Raw genomic sequence first — 18120 nt, forward strand, 5'->3', positions numbered from 1 at the left:
TATGCCGTGGCCTCGGTGGCGACCAAACTGCGCTGGCAGCTGTCCGCCGAGGATCGCGAACACATCGCTCTGGCCGAACTCGCTGCGGGCTGCGGGCGGGAGAGGGTGGACTACGAACCGGCCCCGTAGCGGAGCCGGCGAGGGCCGGGCCGCTGTCGACCGGGTTCCCCGCGTTGTCCTGCACGGCCGGTGCTGCCCGCTCCCGGAACCTCGCCGCCGCGGTGGGCGGGCCGTACATGCCGGTGCCCGGGGGAGGGGGGCTGAGGGTCACTGCACCAGACACAGGTGGCCGGCCGGGGGCCTGTCCTGGCGCGGGAGGACGTCGCGGAGATCGTCGACGGTCGGTGTCCACCCGATCTGCGGGTGGACCTGACGCACGGCCAGGTGATCGAGGTACTGGTGGCGAACCGGCTGACCGCTCCTGCGCCGCTGTTCCGCGTCGCGGACTGGGCGTACTCGTGTGAGGCCGTCAAGGGTCTTGGTGGAGGCGGATACGTGTCCCCGCTGGCGCATTGACGGGTCTCATCGGTGTCTTGCTCGGGGCTTCGGCGATCGGCGTCGTTGTCGCGTCCGGCCGGTGGCGGCAGAGCGTCTCCTCAGGGACACCGCCGGAACCCGGCCCCCCACCCGATTGATACGTCGGCGCGGTCGTGGGCCTGCGCAGCGGCATCGTGGTGCGCACCGGCGGTCCCGGGTTCGAGGGCGGCGAGTTCCTCGTAGCGCTCGGCCGCCTCCTCGCGCGGCGCGGCTAGCCGGCGCAGAGCCTCGCCGCGGGCCGCGGGTCCGGCACCGTCGCGGGTGAGGTGGTGCAGCTCGTCGGTGCGGCGGTCCTCGGAGGTGGCCAGCACGGCGAGACAGGCCCTTACGGTGACGGCCCGTTCGCGGCGGGCCCGCTCGGCGGCCTCGGCCCGCAACCTGCGAGACGCAGGAGACCACCAACAAGATGCGCCGGATCCACGAAGCCAACTACGGCGTCTATGGAGCCTGTAAGGTCCACGCCGCTCTCCTGTGTAAGGGGGCGCGAGGTGGCTCGCTGCACAGTCGAGCACCCCCGCACCACCCCCCCCGCACCCGAAACCGACCGGCCCCGGCTACGTCAGCGCCAGGTGGTGGCCGACTGCTGGCCTCCGTCTGTCCAGCTGCGGGAGTGGAGTGGGAGACGAATGGGAGACGATCAAGCCGAGGGAGCTCGAATTGCCTCCAGAAGTCTCTAGATCAGGGGCGTTGGTCTGTCGCTCGGAAGACCTTGCTCAGCCCGCCGACTCCGCCGCGTGCGGGCTGAGCGCGCCCGTCGTCACCAGCGCGATGATGACGATGCCGAGCGCGATGCGGTAGTAGACGAACGGCATGAAGCTCTTGTGCGAGATGAACTTCATGAACCAAGCAATTACGGCATATCCGACCGCGAACGCGATCACCGTCGCGAACATCGTCGGACCCCACGCGATGTGTCCCTCCTCGGCCGCGTCCTTCAACTCGAAGGCGCCCGAGGCCAGTACGGCCGGCATGGCGAGGAGGAAGGAGTAACGGGCCGCCGCCTCACGGGTGTAGCCCATGAACAGGCCGCCGCTGATGGTCGCGCCGGAGCGGGAGACGCCGGGGACCAGCGCCATCGCCTGGCAGAGGCCGTACAGCAGGCCGTCCTTGGCGTTCAGGTCCACAAGTGTCTTGCGCTGCTTGGGCGCCCGGTGCCGGCCGCCCGTCTCGTCGCGGGCCGCGAGGCGGTCGGCGACGCCGATGACGATGCCCACCACGATCAGCATCGTGGCGGTGATCCGCAGATCCCGGAACGGTCCCTCGATCTGGTCCTTGAGCGTGACCCCGAGCACACCGATCGGGATGGAGCCGACGATCACCAGCCAGCCCATCTGGGCGTCGTGGTCGCGCCGCATCTCCTTGTTCGTGAGGGACCGGAACCACGCGGCGAGAATCCGCCCGACATCCTGGCGGAAGTAGATCAACACCGCCGCCTCCGTGCCGAGCTGGGTGATCGCCGTGAAGGCCGCACCCGGGTCCTTCCAGCCGGAGAAAGCCGCCGTCAGCCGCAGATGTGCACTGGACGACACGGGCAGGAACTCGGTCAGCCCCTGGACGAGTCCGAGGATGAGGGATTCAAACCAAGACATGGAGTTACGGCGTCCAAGTGCTGCTCGCGGAGGGGCAAAGGACACGCCAAAACCCCGCGCGCGGTGATCGAGTGTGTGTAGGCGGCAGCGTAGCGTCCCGGTGTGACAGGCCGGACACAGGGGTTTCACGGGCGGTCGGGCGACTCCGGGTGCGCGGTGTTGACCAGGCGCGGGGGCGGCGCATACGTTGCAGCGGAGGAAAGCGCTTGCTGGACGCGCTCGCTGTCTCCGGAGGAGTGCTGATCACGCCCATGTCCACACCCGCCACCAACCCCGGGGCGTTCCAGCCCTTGCCGCCGCTCGCCGGCCGACGCATCAGGGCAGCCGTGGTCGGCGCCGGTGCCATCGGCCGCGGCTCCCATTTCCCCGCGCTCGCCCGGCTCGCCGAGGAGGGCGAGACCGAGGTCGTCGCGGCCGTTGACATCGATGCCACCGCGGTCGAGTCCTTCTGCGCCGAGGCCGGGATCCCGCACGCCTACACCGACCTGGAGAAGCTGCTCCGGGAACAGCGGCCCGATCTCGTCACCATCTGCACCCCGCCCACCCTGCACCGCGCGCAGACCGTCGCCGCGCTGCGGGCCGGCGCCTGGGTGTGGTGCGAGAAGCCGCCGGTGCCCACGCTGGCCGACTTCGACGCCGTGGAGGACGAGGAGGGCCCAGGAGATGGGTCGGTCGGCGGGCCGTACGCCTCCATCGTCTTCCAGCACCGCTTCGGCTCGGGCACCCGGCATGTGCGCCGGCTGCTCGCCGAGCAGGCCATGGGCCGGCCGCTCGTGGCGCACTGCCAGACCACCTGGTACCGCGACACCGCCTACTACGCCGTGCCGTGGCGCGGCCGCTGGGCGACCGAGGGCGGCGGTCCCGCCATGGGACACGGCATCCACCAGATGGACCTGCTGCTCGATCTGCTCGGGCCGTGGAGCGAGGTGAAGGCCATGGCCGGGCGGCTGGTCCACGACGTGGAGACCGAGGACGTCTCCACCGCCCTGGTCCGCTTCGCGAACGGCGCGATGGCGACCGTCGTCAACAGCGTCCTGAGCCCCGACGAGGTCAGCCGCATCCGCATCGACTGCGAGCGCGCCACCGTCGAACTCACCCACCTCTACGGCCACAGCAACGACAACTGGCGCATCACCCCCGCCCCGGACGTCTCGGGCGAGGAGGCCGCGGCCTGGCAGAACTTCGGTCCCGACGTGCCGAGTTCACACCTGGAGCAGCTGCGGGAACTCGTCGTCAGCATGCGGGCCGGCGAACGTCCGCGCAGCAGCGGCACCGACGGGCGCACCAGCCTGGAGCTGATCACCGCGCTCTACAAGTCGGCGTTCACGGACACGACCGTACGGGCCGGCGAGATCGGCCCCGGTGACCCCTATTACACGGCGCTGCACGGCGGCGCCCCCGGCTGGGCGCCCGTGGCGCGCGAGGAGGTGTCGGCATGACCGGCCTGCGTATCGTCCACGCCCACGGCGACCGCATCACGGTGACCGAACCGGCCACCGGCGTCGAGCTGTTCAGCTACGTCTACCGGCCCGAGGCGGCCTGGGAGGCACCGAAGCCGTACCTCCACCCGATCAGGACGCTGGCCGGCGACATCGTCACGGACTACCGGCCCAACGACCACCGCTGGCACAAGGGACTGCAGTTCACCGCCTCGCATCTCTCGGGCCAGAACCTGTGGGGCGGCAACACATACGTTCACGGCGAGGGGTATCTCCAACTCCCGGAGCGGGTCGGGTCGATGGCGCATGTCGCCTTCGACGAGATCGACACCCACATCGACTCGGGCGAGGAGCGCCTCGTCATCGCGGAACGGCTGACCTGGCACCCCTACAGCGGTGAACTCTGGGCCGACGAGCAGCGCCGGATCGAGGTGCACGACGTCGACACGGAGTCGGGTTCCTGGGCGCTGACCTGGACGAGCTCCGTGACGAACCGCCGTGACGAGCCCCTGCTGTTCGGCAGCCCGACCACCCACGGGCGCGAGGCGGCCGGCTACACGGGCCTCTTCTGGCGCGGCCCGCGCGCCTTCCGCGACGGCCGCATCATCGGCCCCGACGGCGAGGGCCCCGGGCTGATGGGCTCCCAGGGCCCCTGGCTCGCCGTCTCCGGAGAGCACGACGGCACCGACGGCCACGCGACGATCGTCTTCGCGCACGCCCCCGAGAACGACCACACCGGCGCCCAGGGCACCCACCCCGCCCACTGGTTCGTACGCAACGAGCCGTTCGCGGGAATCGCTCCCTCCTTCGCCTTCTACGACGAGCTGGTGCTCGACCCCGGCGACACGCTCACCCGGCGCTATCGGGTCGTGGTCGCCGACGGGGCATGGCAGCGGGAGGAGATCGCCAAGTACCTGGAGGCGAGGCCGTGGTGAGCGCGGAGGGTTTCGGCGGACTGCCGGGCGGGGTCGCCGTCTCGCATCTGTCCGTCTACGACTGGCCGGCCGAGGTCGGTGCCGACGGCAGGGTGTGCGGTGGAACTCCCCATATGCACCTGACCTGTTCGGAGGGGTACGTCGTCATCGGCGGGCGTGGTGCGGTGCAGACGCTCACAATGTCCGGCACGACGTCCGGGTACGAGGTCACACCGCTCGCGGCCGGAACGGTCGCCTGGTTCACGCCCGGGACCATCCACCGGCTCGTCAACGAGGGCGATCTGCGCATCACCGTCCTCATGCAGAACAGCGGACTGCCCGAGGCGGGCGACGCGGTGCTCACCCTGCCGCCCCGGTACCTCTCCGACCCTGAGACGTACGCCGCCGTCACCGTCATCCCGGCCGACGCGCCCGAAGCCGAACAGGAACGGGTCGCCCGGGCCCGGCGCGACCTCGCCCTGGAGGGCTACGAGGCGCTGCGCTCCGCCGAGGGCCCGGAAGCGCTGGCCGCGTTCCACCGGGCCGCCGCCGCGCTGGTACGGCCCCGGCTCGCGGAGTGGCGCGCGCGCTGGGAGCGGGGTGCGCGGGCCGCCGCGGCGGCCACGGGGGAGCAGCTCGACCGGCTCGACCGGGGCGACTTCTCCCACCTCGCCGATGCCGCGGTACGGGCCGAACAGCCTGCGGCGTACGGGAAGTTCGGGATGTGCGGGCGGTTGGACGTCTACGACGTCTACAAGGGAGCCGTCTGAGGCGGAGCGGTTTCTACGCCGCTGCCGGGCCCGTTACGGTCCAGCCCGGCGCCTGCGGGTGGGCCGTCAGGTCCTCGTGGCGGACCGGGGCTCCGCAGGCCGTGCAGGTGACGGCCGGGACCAGTTCGTTGCCGCAGATGTGCTCGATCACCATGGGGCGGTCGAGCGGATCCTTTCGAAGGTGACGGTCGCCCCATGCCATGAGGGTCATCAGGACCGGCTCCAGTTCGAGGCCCGCCTCCGTGGGCCGGTACTCGTAGCGCTGAGGGCGTTCGCTGTAGGTCCGCCGGGTGAGGATCCCGGCGTCGACGAGGCGGCGCAGCCGGGCGGCCAGGACGTCGCGCGGGGCGCCGATGTTGCGGACCAGTTGATCGAAACGGCGATTACCCAGGCACACCTCCCGCAGGACGAGCAGCGAGTACTTCTCGCCGACGAGTGCGAGGGCGTCGGCGATCGAGCAGGGGCGCGGGTCTTTGTTTTTCTCTTTGGGGGCGGCCATGGCGTCCAGTCTAGAGGCGATCCCATGGTGGGTTTGATTTTCCAACTTACAGGGCTATGGTGAGTTTGGATTTCCTACTCACTGGTAATCGTGGAGGCCCGCATCATGCGTGATGCAGTGATCGTCGAAGCCGTACGCACCCCCGTGGGCAAGGGCAAGCCGAACGGCTCCCTCGCCCAGGTCCACCCCGTCGAACTCCTCTCGCACACCCTGCGCACCCTCGTCGAGCGCACCGGGATCGACCCGGCCCTCATCGACGACGTCATCGGCGGCACGGTCACCCAGGTCGGTGAGCAGTCTGTCAACATCACCCGGCAGGCCGTGCTGTCGGCGGGCTTCCCGGAGTCGGTGCCCGCGACCACGGTGGACCGCCAGTGCGGCTCCTCCCAGCAGGCCGTGCACTTCGCGGCGCAGGGCGTGCTCTCCGGGGCGTACGACCTGGTCGTTGCCTGCGGAGTGGAGTCCATGGGGCGGGTGCCGATGGGGTCGGCCGTGCTGCCCGGCACGGACCCCTTCGGTCCCGGAATGGCCGGACGCTACCCCGAAGGTCTCGTCCCGCAGGGCATCAGCGCCGAACTCATCGCCGCCAAGTGGTCGATGACGCGCAACCAGTTGGACGACTTCGCGGTCTCCTCGCATCAGAAGGCGGCGACCGCCTGGGACGCGGGCCTCTTCGATGCCCAGGTGACACCCCTGGCGGGCGCCACGCGCGACGAGTGCGTACGGCCCGGCAGCACGGCCGAGGTCATGGGCGGCCTCAAACCCGCCTTCTACGACCCGAGTTGGGCCGAGCGGTTCCCGCAGATCGAGTGGAACATCACCGCCGGCAACTCCAGCCCGATCAACGACGGCGCCTCCGCCGTCCTGATCACGTCCAGCGAGACCGCGGCCCGGCTCGGGCTGCGCCCGCTCGCCCGGCTGCACAGCTTCGCCGTGACCGGTTCCGACCCACTGCTCATGCTCACCGGTGTCATACCGGCCACCGAGAAGGTGCTGCGCAGGGCCTCGCTCACCCTCGACGACATCGACCTGTTCGAGGTCAACGAGGCGTTCTCCAGCGTCGTTCTGGCCTGGCAACAGGAGACGGGCGCCGATCTCGCCAAGGTCAATGTGCACGGCGGGGCCATCGCGATCGGCCATCCGCTCGGCGCGAGCGGCACCCGGCTGACGACCACGCTCGTGCACGCGATGCGGGACCGGGGAGCGCGCTACGGGCTGCAGACGATGTGCGAGGCGGGGGGCCTCGCCAACGCGATGATCATCGAGGCTGTCTGAGTGTCACTGGGGGCGCAGGTGGTGCCGCTTGCGCCAGGCCACCACCGCGCCGCCGAGGGCCGGCAGGGCGATGCAGGCCATGGCGATCAGGAACGCCGGAGACGTGGGGCTGGAGGCCCGGGCGCCGGCGACGACGTACGCGGCCGTGTTCGGCAGCGACCCGAGCGCCGTCGCGAGCAGGAACGGCATCCAGCGCATACGGGAGACGGCGGCGCAGTAGTTCACGCCCCAGAACGGCAGTCCCGGGAAGAGCCGCGCCGCCATCATCGAACGGAAGGCGTGCTTGCTGAGCTGCCCGTCCGCGGCCTTGAGCCACCGGCCCCGCAGCAGCGGGCGCAGCGCGTCCTGGCCCAGGACACGGCCAAGACCGAAGGAGATCCCGGCCCCGAGCACCGTGCCCGCCAGCGCCGAGGCGGTGCCCAGCTGGGAGCCGAACAGCGCGCCCGCCGCTAGGTTGAGCAGCGGGCGCGGTACGAACGCCACGCTGCACAGGCCGTACGCCGCGGCGAACACCAACGCCGCCATGGCGCCGGTGAGTTGGGGTGGCCAGCCGTCGGAGAGGAGTCTCTGCGGGTGGAAGAGCAGCACGGTCGAAGCCGCCCCGGCGAGCAGGACGAGGAGCAGCGACAGCCGGGACCACGGTGAGAGCAGGACTCTCGTGCAGCGCGCGGCGAAGCCGGTCGGTGCGACGGGCAGCAGCGGCGCGACGGGGACGACGGACGTGGCCGTGGAGACAGCCTGGGGAGTGGCCGTGGCGGTGCCCCCAGAGCGGGTGCCCCCAGAGTCGGTGGCGGCATCGGCGAGCATGTCGGCGACCCTAACCGACCTGTGTATGTGATCGCCGTATGGTTCGTCTCATGAGCGTCACAGGTGCGGGCACCCCGAAGGCGCCGGGCAGTGTTCTCGCCGACACCGTGCTGGAGCGGCTCACCGCCACGTACGCCGCCGCGGCCGACCCGGAGCGGGCCGTACCGATGCGGGCCTACATGAAGGACATCGCGTCCTTCCTCGGTCTGACCACGCCCGTACGCAGGGCTCTGTCCCGCACGGTCCTGGAGGGCACGCCCCGCCCCGACGAGACCGACTGCACCGCGATCGCCCTGCGCTGCTGGGAACTGCCGGAGCGCGAGTACCAGTACTTCGCGGTGGACTATCTGCGCCGCCATGTGAGGCACTGCACGTCCGGCTTCCTGCCGGTCGCCCGGCATCTCGTCTCCACGGTCCCCTGGTGGGACACCGTCGACGCACTCGCCTCCCACGTAGTGGGAGGCCTGGTCGCCGCCGATCCGAAGCTGACGGCCGACATGGACGCGTGGATCGTCGACGACGACCTGTGGGTCGCCCGTACGGCCCTGCTCCACCAACTGCGCTACAAGGAGCGCACCGACACCGAACGCCTCTTCGCGTACTGCCTGCGCCAGTCCGGGCACCCGGATTTCTTCATCCGCAAGGCGATCGGCTGGTGCCTGCGCGAGTACGCGAAGACGGAGCCGGAGGCGGTAAGGGGTTTCCTGGCCCGGGAGAAGGGGCGGTTCGCGCCGCTGTCGGTGCGCGAGGCCCTTAAGAACATCGGTCCCTGAAGCGCATCAGGCCCTGAAGTCCCTTCCGAAGTCCCGCTACTGATAAATCGTTCGACGTGGGGCAAAGCGTCGGCAATGATCGGCGTCATGTTCCGGTACGCCTTCCACCTCGCAGCATCCGCGGTCGCGGATGCCCCGAAGGCTGCCGTTCCCGTTCTCGTTCCTGTTCTGGCGGCCGCAGTCGACGGCGCCCGAAGCTGACCCTCTCCGGATCGTCCGGCGGACCCCGCAGGGGGAGGGTCGGCGAGTCCTCGGGGTCCCCGCACTTCACTCACCAGGCTTCGAGGTACCGCCATGTCCAAGACGGCATACGTCCGCACGAAACCGCATCTGAACATCGGCACGATGGGCCATGTCGACCACGGCAAGACCACCCTGACCGCCGCCATCACCAAGGTCCTCGCCGAGCGCGGCGCGTCCACCTTCGTCCCGTTCGACCGCATCGACCGGGCGCCGGAGGAGGCCGCGCGCGGCATCACCATCAACATCGCGCACGTCGAGTACGAGACCGACACCCGGCACTACGCGCACGTGGACATGCCGGGCCACGCCGACTACGTCAAGAACATGGTCACCGGGGCCGCGCAGCTCGACGGGGCGATCCTCGTCGTCTCCGCGCTCGACGGGATCATGCCGCAGACCGCCGAACACGTGCTGCTCGCCCGGCAGGTGGGCGTCGACCACATCGTGGTCGCGCTCAACAAGGCCGACGCGGGTGACGAGGAGCTCACCGACCTCGTGGAGCTGGAGGTCCGCGAACTGCTCACCGCGAACGGCTACGGCGGCGACTCCGTACCCGTCGTTCGGGTGTCCGGCCTCAAGGCCCTTGAGGGGGACCCCCGTTGGGCGGCGTCGATCGACGCGCTGCTCGACGCCGTGGACACCTATGTGCCCATGCCCGAGCGGTACTTGGACGCGCCGTTCCTGTTGCCGGTCGAGAACGTGCTCACCATCACCGGACGCGGAACGGTGGTCACGGGCGCGATCGAGCGCGGCACGGTCCGGGTGGGCGACCGGATCGAAGTGCTCGGGGCCGCCGTCGACACGGTGGTCACGGGCCTGGAGACGTTCGGCAAGCCCATGGAGGAGGCGCAGGCCGGGGACAGCGTGGCGCTGCTGCTGCGCGGGGTGCCGCGCGACGCGGTCCGTCGCGGGCACATCGTCGCGGCGCCCGGCAGCGTCGTGCCCAGCCGCCGCTTCTCGGCCCAGGTGTACGTCCTGTCGGCCCGCGAGGGCGGTCGTACGACCGCGGTGTCGACCGGCTACCGGCCGCAGTTCTACATCCGCACCGCGGACGTCGTCGGCGACATCGACCTCGGCGAGACGGCGGTCGCGCGGCCCGGGGACACCGTCACGATGTCGGTCGAGCTGGGCCGTGAGGTCCCGTTGGAGCCGGGGCTCGGCTTCGCGATCCGCGAGGGCGGCCGGACCGTCGGCGCGGGCACGGTGACCGAGGTCGGCTGAACGAGGTCGACGGAACGGGCGGGGTGCCCGTCCCCACGGGGGCGGGCACCTTCGCGCGTCCCACACCCGATGGCCCGCCTCCGTGATTGTCAGTGCCGTGCGCCAGACTTGATCGCGGAGGCAGTCGAGGCGAGCGGTGGAGAGATGGGGGCACCATGGCGGGCAAGGCACTTGTGCTGGGCGGCGGGGGCATCAGCGGTATCGGCTGGATGGCCGGGATGCTGTACGGGCTCGGCGAGGCGGGCGTGGATCTCGGCGACGCCGACGTCGTGATCGGTACGTCGGCCGGTTCGACCGTCGGCGCGCAACTGCTGGCGGGCACGCTCAAGGAACTCTACGAGCGCCAACTCGCGGCCCCCGAGGGCGAGATCCCGGGCCGACTCGGCGCCGGCCTGCTGTTCCGCTACGTGGCGGCGGCCCTGACCTCGCGCACTCCCGAGGCGTACGGCCGGAAGATCGGCCGTATGGCCCTCGCCGCCAGGACGCCCGACGCGGCGGCCCGGCGTGCCGCGATAGAGAGCCGGCTCGTCTCGCCGGAGTGGCCCGATCGGGCCCTGCGCCTCACCGCCGTGGACACCGCGACCGGAGAGTTGCGGGTCATCGACAAGGACAGCGGGCCGACCCTCGCCGACGCCGTCGCCGCGAGTTGCGCGGTTCCCGGTGTGTGGCCCCCGGTCGCCATCGAGGACCGGGTCTGGATGGACGGCGGTATCCACTCGCCCGCCAACGCCCATCTCGCCGAGGGCTACGACCGGGTCGTCGTCCTCGCCCCGATGGCCGTCGGCGGCGGCCCTCTCGCCTCGGCGGCGGATCAGGCACGGCGGCTCATGGAACAGGGGGCCCGCGCGGTCGCCGTCAGTCCGTCCCCGGAGGCGAAGCAGGCGTTCGGCCGCAACCCGCTCAACCCGACGGTCCGGGCGCCGGCCGCTCGCGCGGGGCGGGAACAGGCGGCGGCGTACGCGGCGGAGGTGGGGGAGGTGTGGGGGGTCTGACGGGCCCGTACGACCGCGCCCCCTCGCTCCACCCCGGCACAATGGACCCGTGAACGAGCCGATACCCGTGACCCGGGACGTTGATCACGGGACCGCCAAGCTGATGCCCGACGTGGATCGGGCGCGGGCCTGGCTGCTGACCGTCGACGGGGCGCCGCAGTCGTATGTGGACCTGGACGCGCCGACGCATCTGGAGTTCGAGTACGCGCGGCGGCTCGGGCATGTGCTGGACATCGTCGCGGAGCCCGGGCGTCCGCTGGACGTGGTGCATCTGGGAGGTGGGGCGCTCACGTTGCCCCGGTACCTGGCGGCGACCCGGCCCGGCTCGCGGCAGGACGTCGTGGAGGCGGACCTGGGGCTGCTGGAGCTGGTCGCCGAGCATCTGCCGGTGCCGGACGGTGCCGGTGTCACCGTGCACGGCGCCGACGCCCGGGCGTGGCTGGAGGCGGCGCCGGACGGTTCGGCGGACGTGGTCGTCGCGGATGTCTTCGGCGGGACGCGGGTTCCGGCGCACCTGACCTCCGTGGCGTACGCCCGCGAGGCCGAGCGCGTGCTGCGGGCCGACGGGTACTACCTCGCCAACCTCGCGGACGCCGCCCCCTTCGCGTTCCTGCGCGCCCAACTCGCCACGTTCGGCGCGGTGTTCGAGGAGCTGGCGCTGATCGCGGAACCGGGTGTGCTGCGCGGACGCCGGTTCGGCAACGCGGTGCTCGTCGCCGCCCACCGGCCACTCGACACGGTGGCCCTGACCCGGCGCGTGGCCTCGGACGCCTTCCCGGCGCGGCTCGAACACGGGCTCGCGGTACGGGACTTCATCGGCGGCGCGCGACCCGTCCGGGACGAGGACGCCGTACCGTCACCCGAGCCCCCCGACGGAGCGTTCGGGATCGGCTGAGCTGTTCGCGGCCTGCGGTTCGTCGTGGGCGGGCGATCCGCTGTGCCGCCGTAGATTGCGTACCTCCGGCACGCACAGCGCACCCGCCGTGACCAGGGTGACCAGGGCCGCGCACCCCCATAGGGCCGCCGTCCGGCCGAAGGCCGACTCCGCCGGGCCGGCCGCCGCGGCGGCGACCGGCATCAGCGCGATCGAGCCGAGCCAGTCGTACGCCGCGATCCGGGAGAGTTTCTCCTCGGGGATCTCCTGGTGCAGTGCCGTCATCCACGACACCCCGAACACCTCGACGGTGGCTCCGGCCACGAACATCACCACGCACAGGACACCGACCGGCACCGGTACCGCGAGCGCGGCGGACGGGAGGGCCAGGGGGAAGATGCAGAGCATGCCCGCGAGGAGCAGCCTGCGGGGTTTCCAGCGGGTCATCAGCAGGGCGCCGGCGACCGTGCCCGCGCCGAACGCTGCCAGCGCCAGGCCCCAGGGACCCGCGCCGCCGAGGCTGTCCCGGGCGACGAGCGGGCCGTAGACGCCGTCGGCCGCGCCGACCACCGCGTTGGCGACGGAGAACGCCACGACGATGGACCACAGCCAGGGCCGGCCGATGAACTCCCGCCAGCCGTCCCGGAGATCGGCCAGCATCCCGCCGCCCGGTGCGCGCGGCGGGATGTGGCTCACGTCGAGGAAGGAGCGCAGCGCCCCGGCGACCGCGAACATCGCCGCGTCGACCGCGAGCACCCAGCCGGGGCCGACCACCGCGACCAGCGCGCCGCCCAGGGCCGCGCCGCCCAGTGACGCGCCCTGCATCGCCATCCGGAACACCGCGAACGCCCGGCCCGCCTGCTCCCCGCTCACCGTGGACATCAGCATGCCCTCGGCCGCCGGACCGAAGAACGCGTGCCCGGTGCCGCCGAGCGCGGCCAGCAGCATCATCTGCCACAGCCGGGGCTCACCGGCGAGGACGAGCACCGCGAAGGCCGCCTGCGAGACACAGCTGAGGGCGTTGGCCGCGACCATCACCCGGTGCCGGGGCACCCGGTCCGCGAGCGCGCCGCTGACCAGCAGGAACATCACCAGCGGCAGCGTGCGCGAGGCGGCCACCAGCCCCACGTCACCGCTGTCGCCGCCCGCGTCGAGCACGGCGAACGCGGCGGCGATCAGCGCACCGCTGCCGCCGAGACCGGTCGCCACCGCGGCGGCGGTCAGCAGGGTGTAGTTGCGGCCCGCCCAGTCGGGACGGCGCGGGTGACGGAGGGCGGCGGTGGCGTTCACCGGCCGACTATCGCCGTCCCGGCCTGTCCCTGCCAAACAGATTGCGGCCAGAAACGAGACAGACGGTCAGGGCCGTCAGCTGGTGCTGCCCGTCGGGTCCCCGTGCAGCCGTACGGTGCTGAGGATCTTCTGCACCGTCGCGTCGGGGATCTCCTCGCTCACGCCCTTGGCGCCGTAGAGGGTCCAGGAGACGAAGTCGCCCGCCGAGTTCTTGAAGGCGAACGTGGTCGCCTTGCCGTTGGAGGAGCACTTGCCGCTCTTCGGCACGCCGGCCGTGTACGAGGTGGCGACGCTGCCGGCGATACCCGACTTCGTCGTGTACGGCTTCGCCGCGCCGATCTTCAGGTACTTCTTGGAGGAGTCCTTCTGGTCCGTGTACCCGCCGAACGCGAACGCCGCCGCGTCACCGCGCGCGGTGCTCGCCGTGTCCTTCGCGCCGTCCTCGCCCTTGGTGCCGCTGGACGCCAGCGACGAGGTCTCCTTCGTGCCGTCCTTGTTGTCGTCGGACTCGCACCAGTTCTGCTTCAGATAGGCGGGCGCGGAGAAGCCGATGTACGGGGAGCCGTCGCCCTTCTGCTCGTCCTCGAAGAAGGTGAAGGTGCCCGGCGTGCCGACCTCCCAGTCGGCGGGGACGTCGAAGGCGGTGCCGTACTTCTGGTTGACGACGACCTTCCAGCCCGCGATGGTCGGCTGCTCGGTCTCGGTGCCGCGCGGGTTGTCGTCGGAACCGGAGGAGGAGGCACTCGGGTCCGCGGACGCCGAGGGCGACCGGCTCGACGTGTCCTTGCCGCCGTCGGCCTTGTCGTCCTTGTTCCCGCCCAGGACCAGGAATCCGGTCACCCCGGCGGCCACGACGACGGCCGCGGCGGCGACGATCGCGACCAGCTTCGTCCGGTTTCCGCCGCCCCCGCCCTGCGGCGGCTGCGGTCCGCCCGCGGGGCCAGGGGCGCCCCACTGCGGCTGCTGCCCATAGGGGTTGGGCTGCTGGTAGCCGGGCTGCTGATAAGGATTCGGCTGTTGGTACCCCGGCTGCTGGTACGGGTTCTGTTGCGGGTTCTGCTCGCCCCCGGGCGGCTGCTGTCCTGGCCACATGGGCAGTAACCCTAGTGCGGCACGGGACACGGTGGGGGCACCGGCCCTTGTCAGGGTCGTACCAACTCGGGGACCGGACGGTGTTTGCCGACGCACAGGTCTGGCCCGAATTGACTACCCGTGGGTAACATGCCGTCCATGAGCGCAGATCAGATGTCCATCGGCGAGTTGCTCGCCGCCACGGTGCCGATGGTTCGCACGCTGAACCTGGAGTACCTTGAGACCAGTCCGGAGCGGGCGGTGCTGGCCCTGCCGGACCAGAGCGAGTACCGCAACCACGTCGGCGGGCCGCACGCCGGTGCCATGTTCACCCTCGGCGAGTCCGCCAGCGGCGCGATCGTCCTCGCCGCCTTCGGCGACCAGCTCTCGCGAGCCGTGCCGCTCCCGGTCAACGCCGAGATCGCGTTCAAGAAGATCGCCCTCGGCCCGGTGCGGGCCACCGCGACGCTCGGCCGCCCGGCCGCCGACGTCGTCGCCGAACTCGACGCGGGCCGGCGCCCCGAGTTCCCGGTGACCGTCGCCATCCAGCGCGAGGACGGGGCTGTGACGGGTGAGATGACGGTCACCTGGACGCTCCGGCCGAACGGCTGACCGTCACGGAGCAGGCGTGAGGGCCCGGTTGTCGCTACGGCGCGACCGGGCCCTCGTGCGTGCGGAGTTCAGGCCGCGAACCGCTCGTTCCCGTTCTCGCTCTGGGGTGCCGCGTCTTCCAGTCCTGCCACGAACTCCTTGAGCCAGGCGACGAATTCGGGCCCCAGGTCCGGGCGGTCGCAGGCCAGCCGGACCACCGTGCGCAGATAGTCGGCCTTGTCGCCGGTGTCGTAGCGCAGGCCTTCGAAGACGACTCCGTGGACCGTGCCGCCGGCCGCCAACTCCTGGAGGGCGTCGGTCAGTTGGATCTCGCCGCCGCGGCCGGGCGGGGTGCGTTCCAGGGTGGGGAAGATCGCGGGATCGAGGACGTAGCGGCCGATGACGGCGTAGCGGCTCGGCGCGTCCTCGCGGGACGGCTTCTCGACCAGGCCGGTGACGCGTACGACACCGTCCTCGCCGGTCGGCTCGACGGCCGCGCAGCCGTACAAGTGGACCTGTTCCTCCGGGACTTCCATCAGGGCGACCACGCTGCCCGCGTACCGTTCGCGGACCTCCAGCATCCGGCTGAGCAGGGTCTCGCGCGGGTCGATCAGGTCGTCACCGAGGAGGACCGCGAACGGCTGGTCGCCGACGTGATGGCGGGCGCAGAGCACCGCGTGGCCGAGGCCGAGCGGGTCGCCCTGGCGGATGTGGTGGATGTCGGCAAGGCGCGCGGGATCGCGTACGGCGTCCAGGCGCACGGTGTCGCCCTTGGCGGCCAGGGCCTGTTCCAGTTCGAAGGCGTGGTCGAAGTGGTCCTCGATGGCGCGCTTGTGCCGGCCGGTGACCATCAGGATGTCGTCGAGTCCGGCCGCCGCGGCCTCCTCGACGACGTACTGGATCGCGGGCTTGTCGACGACCGGGAGCATTTCCTTGGGCGTCGCCTTCGTCGCGGGCAGGAACCGCGTGCCGAGTCCGGCGGCCGGCACGACCGCCTTGCGGACTGTGGGGACGGGGGCGGGTGCGGGGGTGGCTGAGGAGTGGGGGGCGATCATGCGGTTCATGGTGGCCCACGGCGATGAGAGCATCCCGAGAGAAACATCGGAGTTCCCTGTGTGCCTTCCTCGGTTCGCGGGAGAGTTGGAGATTTCGTGCAGACGCCTGTGGATACCGCCGGTAACCAATCTGAATTCACAGCGTTTTGAACATCGGTCACCGTAACTCCTTGTTTCCTGTCAGGCGCTTGTGCGAGTGTGAGCCACCTCATGAGGCCTGCTGTGAGAAGGCACTGGTCAGGGTCGTTTCTGACATCTCATAGGTATGCACCAAGCAAGCACCTGCTTTCCGATGGTCGGGCATTCGCGTGCCGTCCTGCGGCTTGGAAGGAAATGGTCCCGTGCAATCCCCCAACCCCCCACGCCCACCGTTCCCGCCTCGCCCCGGATCAACTCCGGGGGAGTCGGACCGCAATCTCGTGGCACAACTCGGCGACAAAGCCGCGGGCACTCGTGCCGTCGCCCTGCTGCTCGCGCGCCACTGGCAGGCGACAAGCGAATATGCGGTCATCTGCCTCGCCACCGCCGAGAGTTCGGCGTCCATGGTGGCGAGCGCCGCCTTCCACCAGGTACTCGCCGGCCGGGTGACCGGTGGCGCCCTGCGGCCCCAACTCCTTGTGGCGGTCCGGGAGATGGTGAAGAAGTGGGTCGCCGACGAGCGAATTCCCGCGCTGTTGCCGGAACTTCGCAAACCCACCGGCGGCCGGGGTCTACGTGCGGCGAGGCCCGGGACCTCCGAAAGGCGGAAGCTCGCGGAACGTGCTTTCGGAAGGCTGCCGGGCGCCTCCCAATGCCTCCTCTGGCACACCGAGGTCGAGGCCGAACCCATAACCATACCCGCCGGTCTGCTGGGCGTGGACGAGGCCACCGCGACCGCCGCGCTGGATCAGGCGCGTGAACAATTCAGGGCGGGCTGTGTCCGCGCCCACCTGGAACTCGCGCCGACGCCCGAATGCCGCTACTACAACCGTCTCCTCGATGTCCCGATCCGCCGCGGCGGCAGTCTGTTGCCTGATGTGCAACGCCATCTCATGACGTGCCGCTACTGCCGTTTCGCGGCTGAGCAGTTGAGTCATTTCGACGGCGGTCTCGAAGTGCTGCTCGCCGAGACCGTCCTCGGCTGGGGCGCCCGCCGCTATCTCGACTCACGGCCGGGTCGCGTGACGCCCGGGACCTCCGCGCGTGCCGTCCGCCGCCCGATGGGCCGTCACCGTCCCACCCCGGACGGCGTCCTCGCCTTCCCGCGCAGACACCCCATGGCCGCGGTCGTGGGCGTGGGCCTGACCTCCCTCGCGCTGCTCGCGACCGTGCTCGTCTCCAAGGGCTGGACCCAGGTCGACACCCCCGATCCGCAGGCCACCTGGGGTGCGCCCAGCGGCAGTTCGTCCCACCAGAGCCCGGTCGCGGCGCCCTCGTCGGCCGGTGCCGAGTCGGCCGCCGGTGCCGTCGGCGCGGGAGTCGTCCAACAGGGTGTGCTGCGCGCGCTCGCGTCCGGGTTGTGCCTCGACGTGGCCGGCGGGCGGGTGCGGAACGGCGCGGCCGTCACCCTGGCCGCGTGCTCCGACGCCGGGTCGCAGCAGTGGTCGTACGACCAGGACGGTCTGCTGCGCAGCCTCGACGATCCCGGACTCTGCCTCGCCTCCGACACCGGCAGGGGCACGGTCACGCTGGCCGGGTGCCTGGTGCACGCGGGCGAGGTGCACTACGACCTGACGGTCCGCGGTGAGTTGCTGCTCCGCTGGAGCCAGGGGCTGGCCGTCGCTCCCGAGAGCGGGAAGAAGGGGGCGCGGGCCGTGCCGGCGGGGCGGGACGGGTCCGCCGGGCAGCGCTGGGCGCTCGGGTCCGCCGCCGATGAGGGGGCCGGGGGTGGCGAACCGGCGGACGGAGGGAAGACGGAGGGAGGGGGTGACGCACCCCGCAGTGGTGCTCCGACGGCACCTGAGGGTGGTGGCGTTCCGCAGCCGCTTCCCACGGATCTGCCCCAGCAGGATCAACCGCAGAACGCGCCCCGCGCCGCGCAGGTCGCCTGCTGCGAGGATCCCGCGCCGGAGCCCGAGCCGGCGCCCGCACCGGCCGCCGATGCCGTGCAGCCGGTGGTGGTGACGGTCGTCGGGGATGTCGTGAACACTGTCACCGGTGTCATCGCTGGGCTCGTCCCGGCCCGGCACTGAATTGCAGAT

General features: G+C 71.3%; 18 protein-coding genes. 11 read left to right on the plus strand and 7 right to left on the minus strand.

Annotation, left to right across the window (positions count from 1 at the left end; translation table 11 throughout):
* Positions 1-285: 285 nt before the first annotated feature.
* Complete coding sequence (locus OH768_RS43700; protein WP_406462157.1) at positions 286-516, plus strand: hypothetical protein; 231 nt, start codon at positions 286-288, stop codon at positions 514-516.
* Positions 517-596: 80 nt separating this feature from the next.
* Here OH768_RS43700 and OH768_RS43705 read toward each other — a convergent pair whose 3' ends face one another.
* Entirely contained in the window at positions 597-914 is a 318-nt protein-coding gene (locus tag OH768_RS43705) for a hypothetical protein (RefSeq protein ID WP_406462159.1), read from the minus strand.
* Between the two features lie 336 nt (positions 915-1250).
* A complete protein-coding gene (locus tag OH768_RS43710; RefSeq protein ID WP_406462161.1) occupies positions 1251-2126 on the minus strand; it encodes an undecaprenyl-diphosphate phosphatase in 876 nt (291 codons plus the stop codon).
* Positions 2127-2377: 251 nt separating this feature from the next.
* Here OH768_RS43710 and OH768_RS43715 point away from each other — a divergent pair, with 251 nt between their 5' ends.
* From OH768_RS43715 to OH768_RS43725, 3 genes are read left to right on the plus strand one after another with little or no spacing between them, the layout of a single operon-like run.
* Positions 2378-3565 carry a Gfo/Idh/MocA family protein gene (locus OH768_RS43715; RefSeq protein WP_406465685.1) on the plus strand — a complete coding sequence of 396 codons (1188 nt, stop codon included), beginning with the start codon at positions 2378-2380 and terminating at the stop codon, positions 3563-3565.
* The gene (locus tag OH768_RS43720) at positions 3562-4500 is read left to right on the plus strand and encodes a PmoA family protein (RefSeq protein WP_406462163.1); all 939 of its coding nucleotides are present in this window, start codon (positions 3562-3564) and stop codon (positions 4498-4500) included. The genes OH768_RS43715 and OH768_RS43720 overlap by 4 nt, the downstream gene beginning before the upstream one ends.
* Entirely contained in the window at positions 4452-5249 is a 798-nt protein-coding gene (locus tag OH768_RS43725; RefSeq protein ID WP_406462165.1) for a cupin domain-containing protein, read from the plus strand. Before OH768_RS43720 ends, OH768_RS43725 begins: the two co-directional genes overlap by 49 nt.
* Before the next feature lie 13 nt (positions 5250-5262).
* Here OH768_RS43725 and OH768_RS43730 read toward each other — a convergent pair whose 3' ends face one another.
* The gene (locus tag OH768_RS43730; protein ID WP_406462167.1) at positions 5263-5748 is read right to left on the minus strand and encodes a winged helix-turn-helix transcriptional regulator; all 486 of its coding nucleotides are present in this window, start codon (positions 5746-5748) and stop codon (positions 5263-5265) included.
* A gap of 105 nt (positions 5749-5853) precedes the next feature.
* Here OH768_RS43730 and OH768_RS43735 point away from each other — a divergent pair, with 105 nt between their 5' ends.
* Positions 5854-7023, plus strand: coding sequence for a thiolase family protein (locus OH768_RS43735; RefSeq protein WP_406462168.1), 1170 nt, complete (start codon positions 5854-5856; stop codon positions 7021-7023).
* A 3-nt stretch (positions 7024-7026) separates the two neighbouring features.
* Here OH768_RS43735 and OH768_RS43740 read toward each other — a convergent pair whose 3' ends face one another.
* Positions 7027-7830, minus strand: coding sequence for a TVP38/TMEM64 family protein (locus tag OH768_RS43740; RefSeq protein WP_406462170.1), 804 nt, complete (start codon positions 7828-7830; stop codon positions 7027-7029).
* A 50-nt stretch (positions 7831-7880) separates the two neighbouring features.
* Here OH768_RS43740 and OH768_RS43745 point away from each other — a divergent pair, with 50 nt between their 5' ends.
* The 4 genes from OH768_RS43745 to OH768_RS43760 all read left to right on the plus strand — a co-directional run bounded on the left by OH768_RS43745 (position 7881) and on the right by OH768_RS43760 (position 11954).
* A complete protein-coding gene (locus OH768_RS43745) occupies positions 7881-8603 on the plus strand; it encodes a DNA alkylation repair protein (protein ID WP_406462172.1) in 723 nt (240 codons plus the stop codon).
* 294 nt (positions 8604-8897) lie between these two features.
* Complete coding sequence (tuf, locus tag OH768_RS43750; RefSeq protein ID WP_406462174.1) at positions 8898-10067, plus strand: elongation factor Tu; 1170 nt, start codon at positions 8898-8900, stop codon at positions 10065-10067.
* Positions 10068-10222: 155 nt separating this feature from the next.
* Positions 10223-11059 (plus strand): patatin-like phospholipase family protein, encoded by an 837-nt coding sequence (locus OH768_RS43755; RefSeq protein ID WP_406462176.1) that lies wholly within the window; start codon positions 10223-10225, stop codon positions 11057-11059.
* A 49-nt stretch (positions 11060-11108) separates the two neighbouring features.
* Positions 11109-11954, plus strand: coding sequence for a spermidine synthase (locus OH768_RS43760; RefSeq protein ID WP_406462178.1), 846 nt, complete (start codon positions 11109-11111; stop codon positions 11952-11954).
* Here OH768_RS43760 and OH768_RS43765 read toward each other — a convergent pair.
* Complete coding sequence (locus OH768_RS43765) at positions 11916-13223, minus strand: MFS transporter (RefSeq protein WP_406462180.1); 1308 nt, start codon at positions 13221-13223, stop codon at positions 11916-11918. The two genes, OH768_RS43760 and OH768_RS43765, sit on opposite strands and share 39 nt — an antisense overlap.
* Positions 13224-13298: 75 nt before the next feature.
* Positions 13299-14315 (minus strand): hypothetical protein, encoded by a 1017-nt coding sequence (locus OH768_RS43770; protein WP_406462182.1) that lies wholly within the window; start codon positions 14313-14315, stop codon positions 13299-13301.
* A gap of 153 nt (positions 14316-14468) precedes the next feature.
* On the opposite strand from OH768_RS43770, the gene OH768_RS43775 reads away from it, so the two are divergent.
* A complete protein-coding gene (locus OH768_RS43775) occupies positions 14469-14906 on the plus strand; it encodes a DUF4442 domain-containing protein (protein ID WP_266776222.1) in 438 nt (145 codons plus the stop codon).
* Positions 14907-14974: 68 nt separating this feature from the next.
* Here the strand turns inward: OH768_RS43775 and galU are convergent, their stop codons facing one another.
* Positions 14975-15940, minus strand: a complete 966-nt coding sequence (gene galU, locus OH768_RS43780) for a UTP--glucose-1-phosphate uridylyltransferase GalU (protein WP_406462184.1) — start codon at positions 15938-15940, stop codon at positions 14975-14977.
* A gap of 419 nt (positions 15941-16359) precedes the next feature.
* Between galU and OH768_RS43785 the strand changes: the two genes are divergently transcribed.
* Positions 16360-18111, plus strand: a complete 1752-nt coding sequence (locus OH768_RS43785; protein WP_406462186.1) for an RICIN domain-containing protein — start codon at positions 16360-16362, stop codon at positions 18109-18111.
* The last annotated feature ends 9 nt before the right edge of the window (positions 18112-18120 follow it).

It is taken from the genome of Streptomyces sp. NBC_01622 (assembly GCF_045209635.1).
Classification (GTDB): Bacteria; Actinomycetota; Actinomycetes; order Streptomycetales; family Streptomycetaceae; genus Streptomyces.

Bases quoted from the DNA above. Each gene is read 5' to 3' on its own strand.
- tuf (WP_406462174.1), top strand. From the start codon at position 8,898: ATGTCCAAGACGGCATACGTCCGCACGAAACCGCATCTGAACATCGGC.
- OH768_RS43745 (WP_406462172.1), top strand. From the start codon at position 7,881: ATGAGCGTCACAGGTGCGGGCACCCCGAAGGCGCCGGGCAGTGTTCTC.
- OH768_RS43720 (WP_406462163.1), top strand. From the start codon at position 3,562: ATGACCGGCCTGCGTATCGTCCACGCCCACGGCGACCGCATCACGGTG.
- OH768_RS43770 (WP_406462182.1), bottom strand. From the start codon at position 14,315: ATGTGGCCAGGACAGCAGCCGCCCGGGGGCGAGCAGAACCCGCAACAG.
- OH768_RS43715 (WP_406465685.1), top strand. From the start codon at position 2,378: ATGTCCACACCCGCCACCAACCCCGGGGCGTTCCAGCCCTTGCCGCCG.
- OH768_RS43775 (WP_266776222.1), top strand. From the start codon at position 14,469: ATGTCCATCGGCGAGTTGCTCGCCGCCACGGTGCCGATGGTTCGCACG.
- OH768_RS43725 (WP_406462165.1), top strand. From the start codon at position 4,452: ATGGCAGCGGGAGGAGATCGCCAAGTACCTGGAGGCGAGGCCGTGGTG.
- OH768_RS43740 (WP_406462170.1), bottom strand. From the start codon at position 7,830: ATGCTCGCCGATGCCGCCACCGACTCTGGGGGCACCCGCTCTGGGGGC.
- galU (WP_406462184.1), bottom strand. From the start codon at position 15,940: ATGATCGCCCCCCACTCCTCAGCCACCCCCGCACCCGCCCCCGTCCCC.
- OH768_RS43755 (WP_406462176.1), top strand. From the start codon at position 10,223: ATGGCGGGCAAGGCACTTGTGCTGGGCGGCGGGGGCATCAGCGGTATC.
- OH768_RS43710 (WP_406462161.1), bottom strand. From the start codon at position 2,126: ATGTCTTGGTTTGAATCCCTCATCCTCGGACTCGTCCAGGGGCTGACC.
- OH768_RS43735 (WP_406462168.1), top strand. From the start codon at position 5,854: ATGCGTGATGCAGTGATCGTCGAAGCCGTACGCACCCCCGTGGGCAAG.
- OH768_RS43730 (WP_406462167.1), bottom strand. From the start codon at position 5,748: ATGGCCGCCCCCAAAGAGAAAAACAAAGACCCGCGCCCCTGCTCGATC.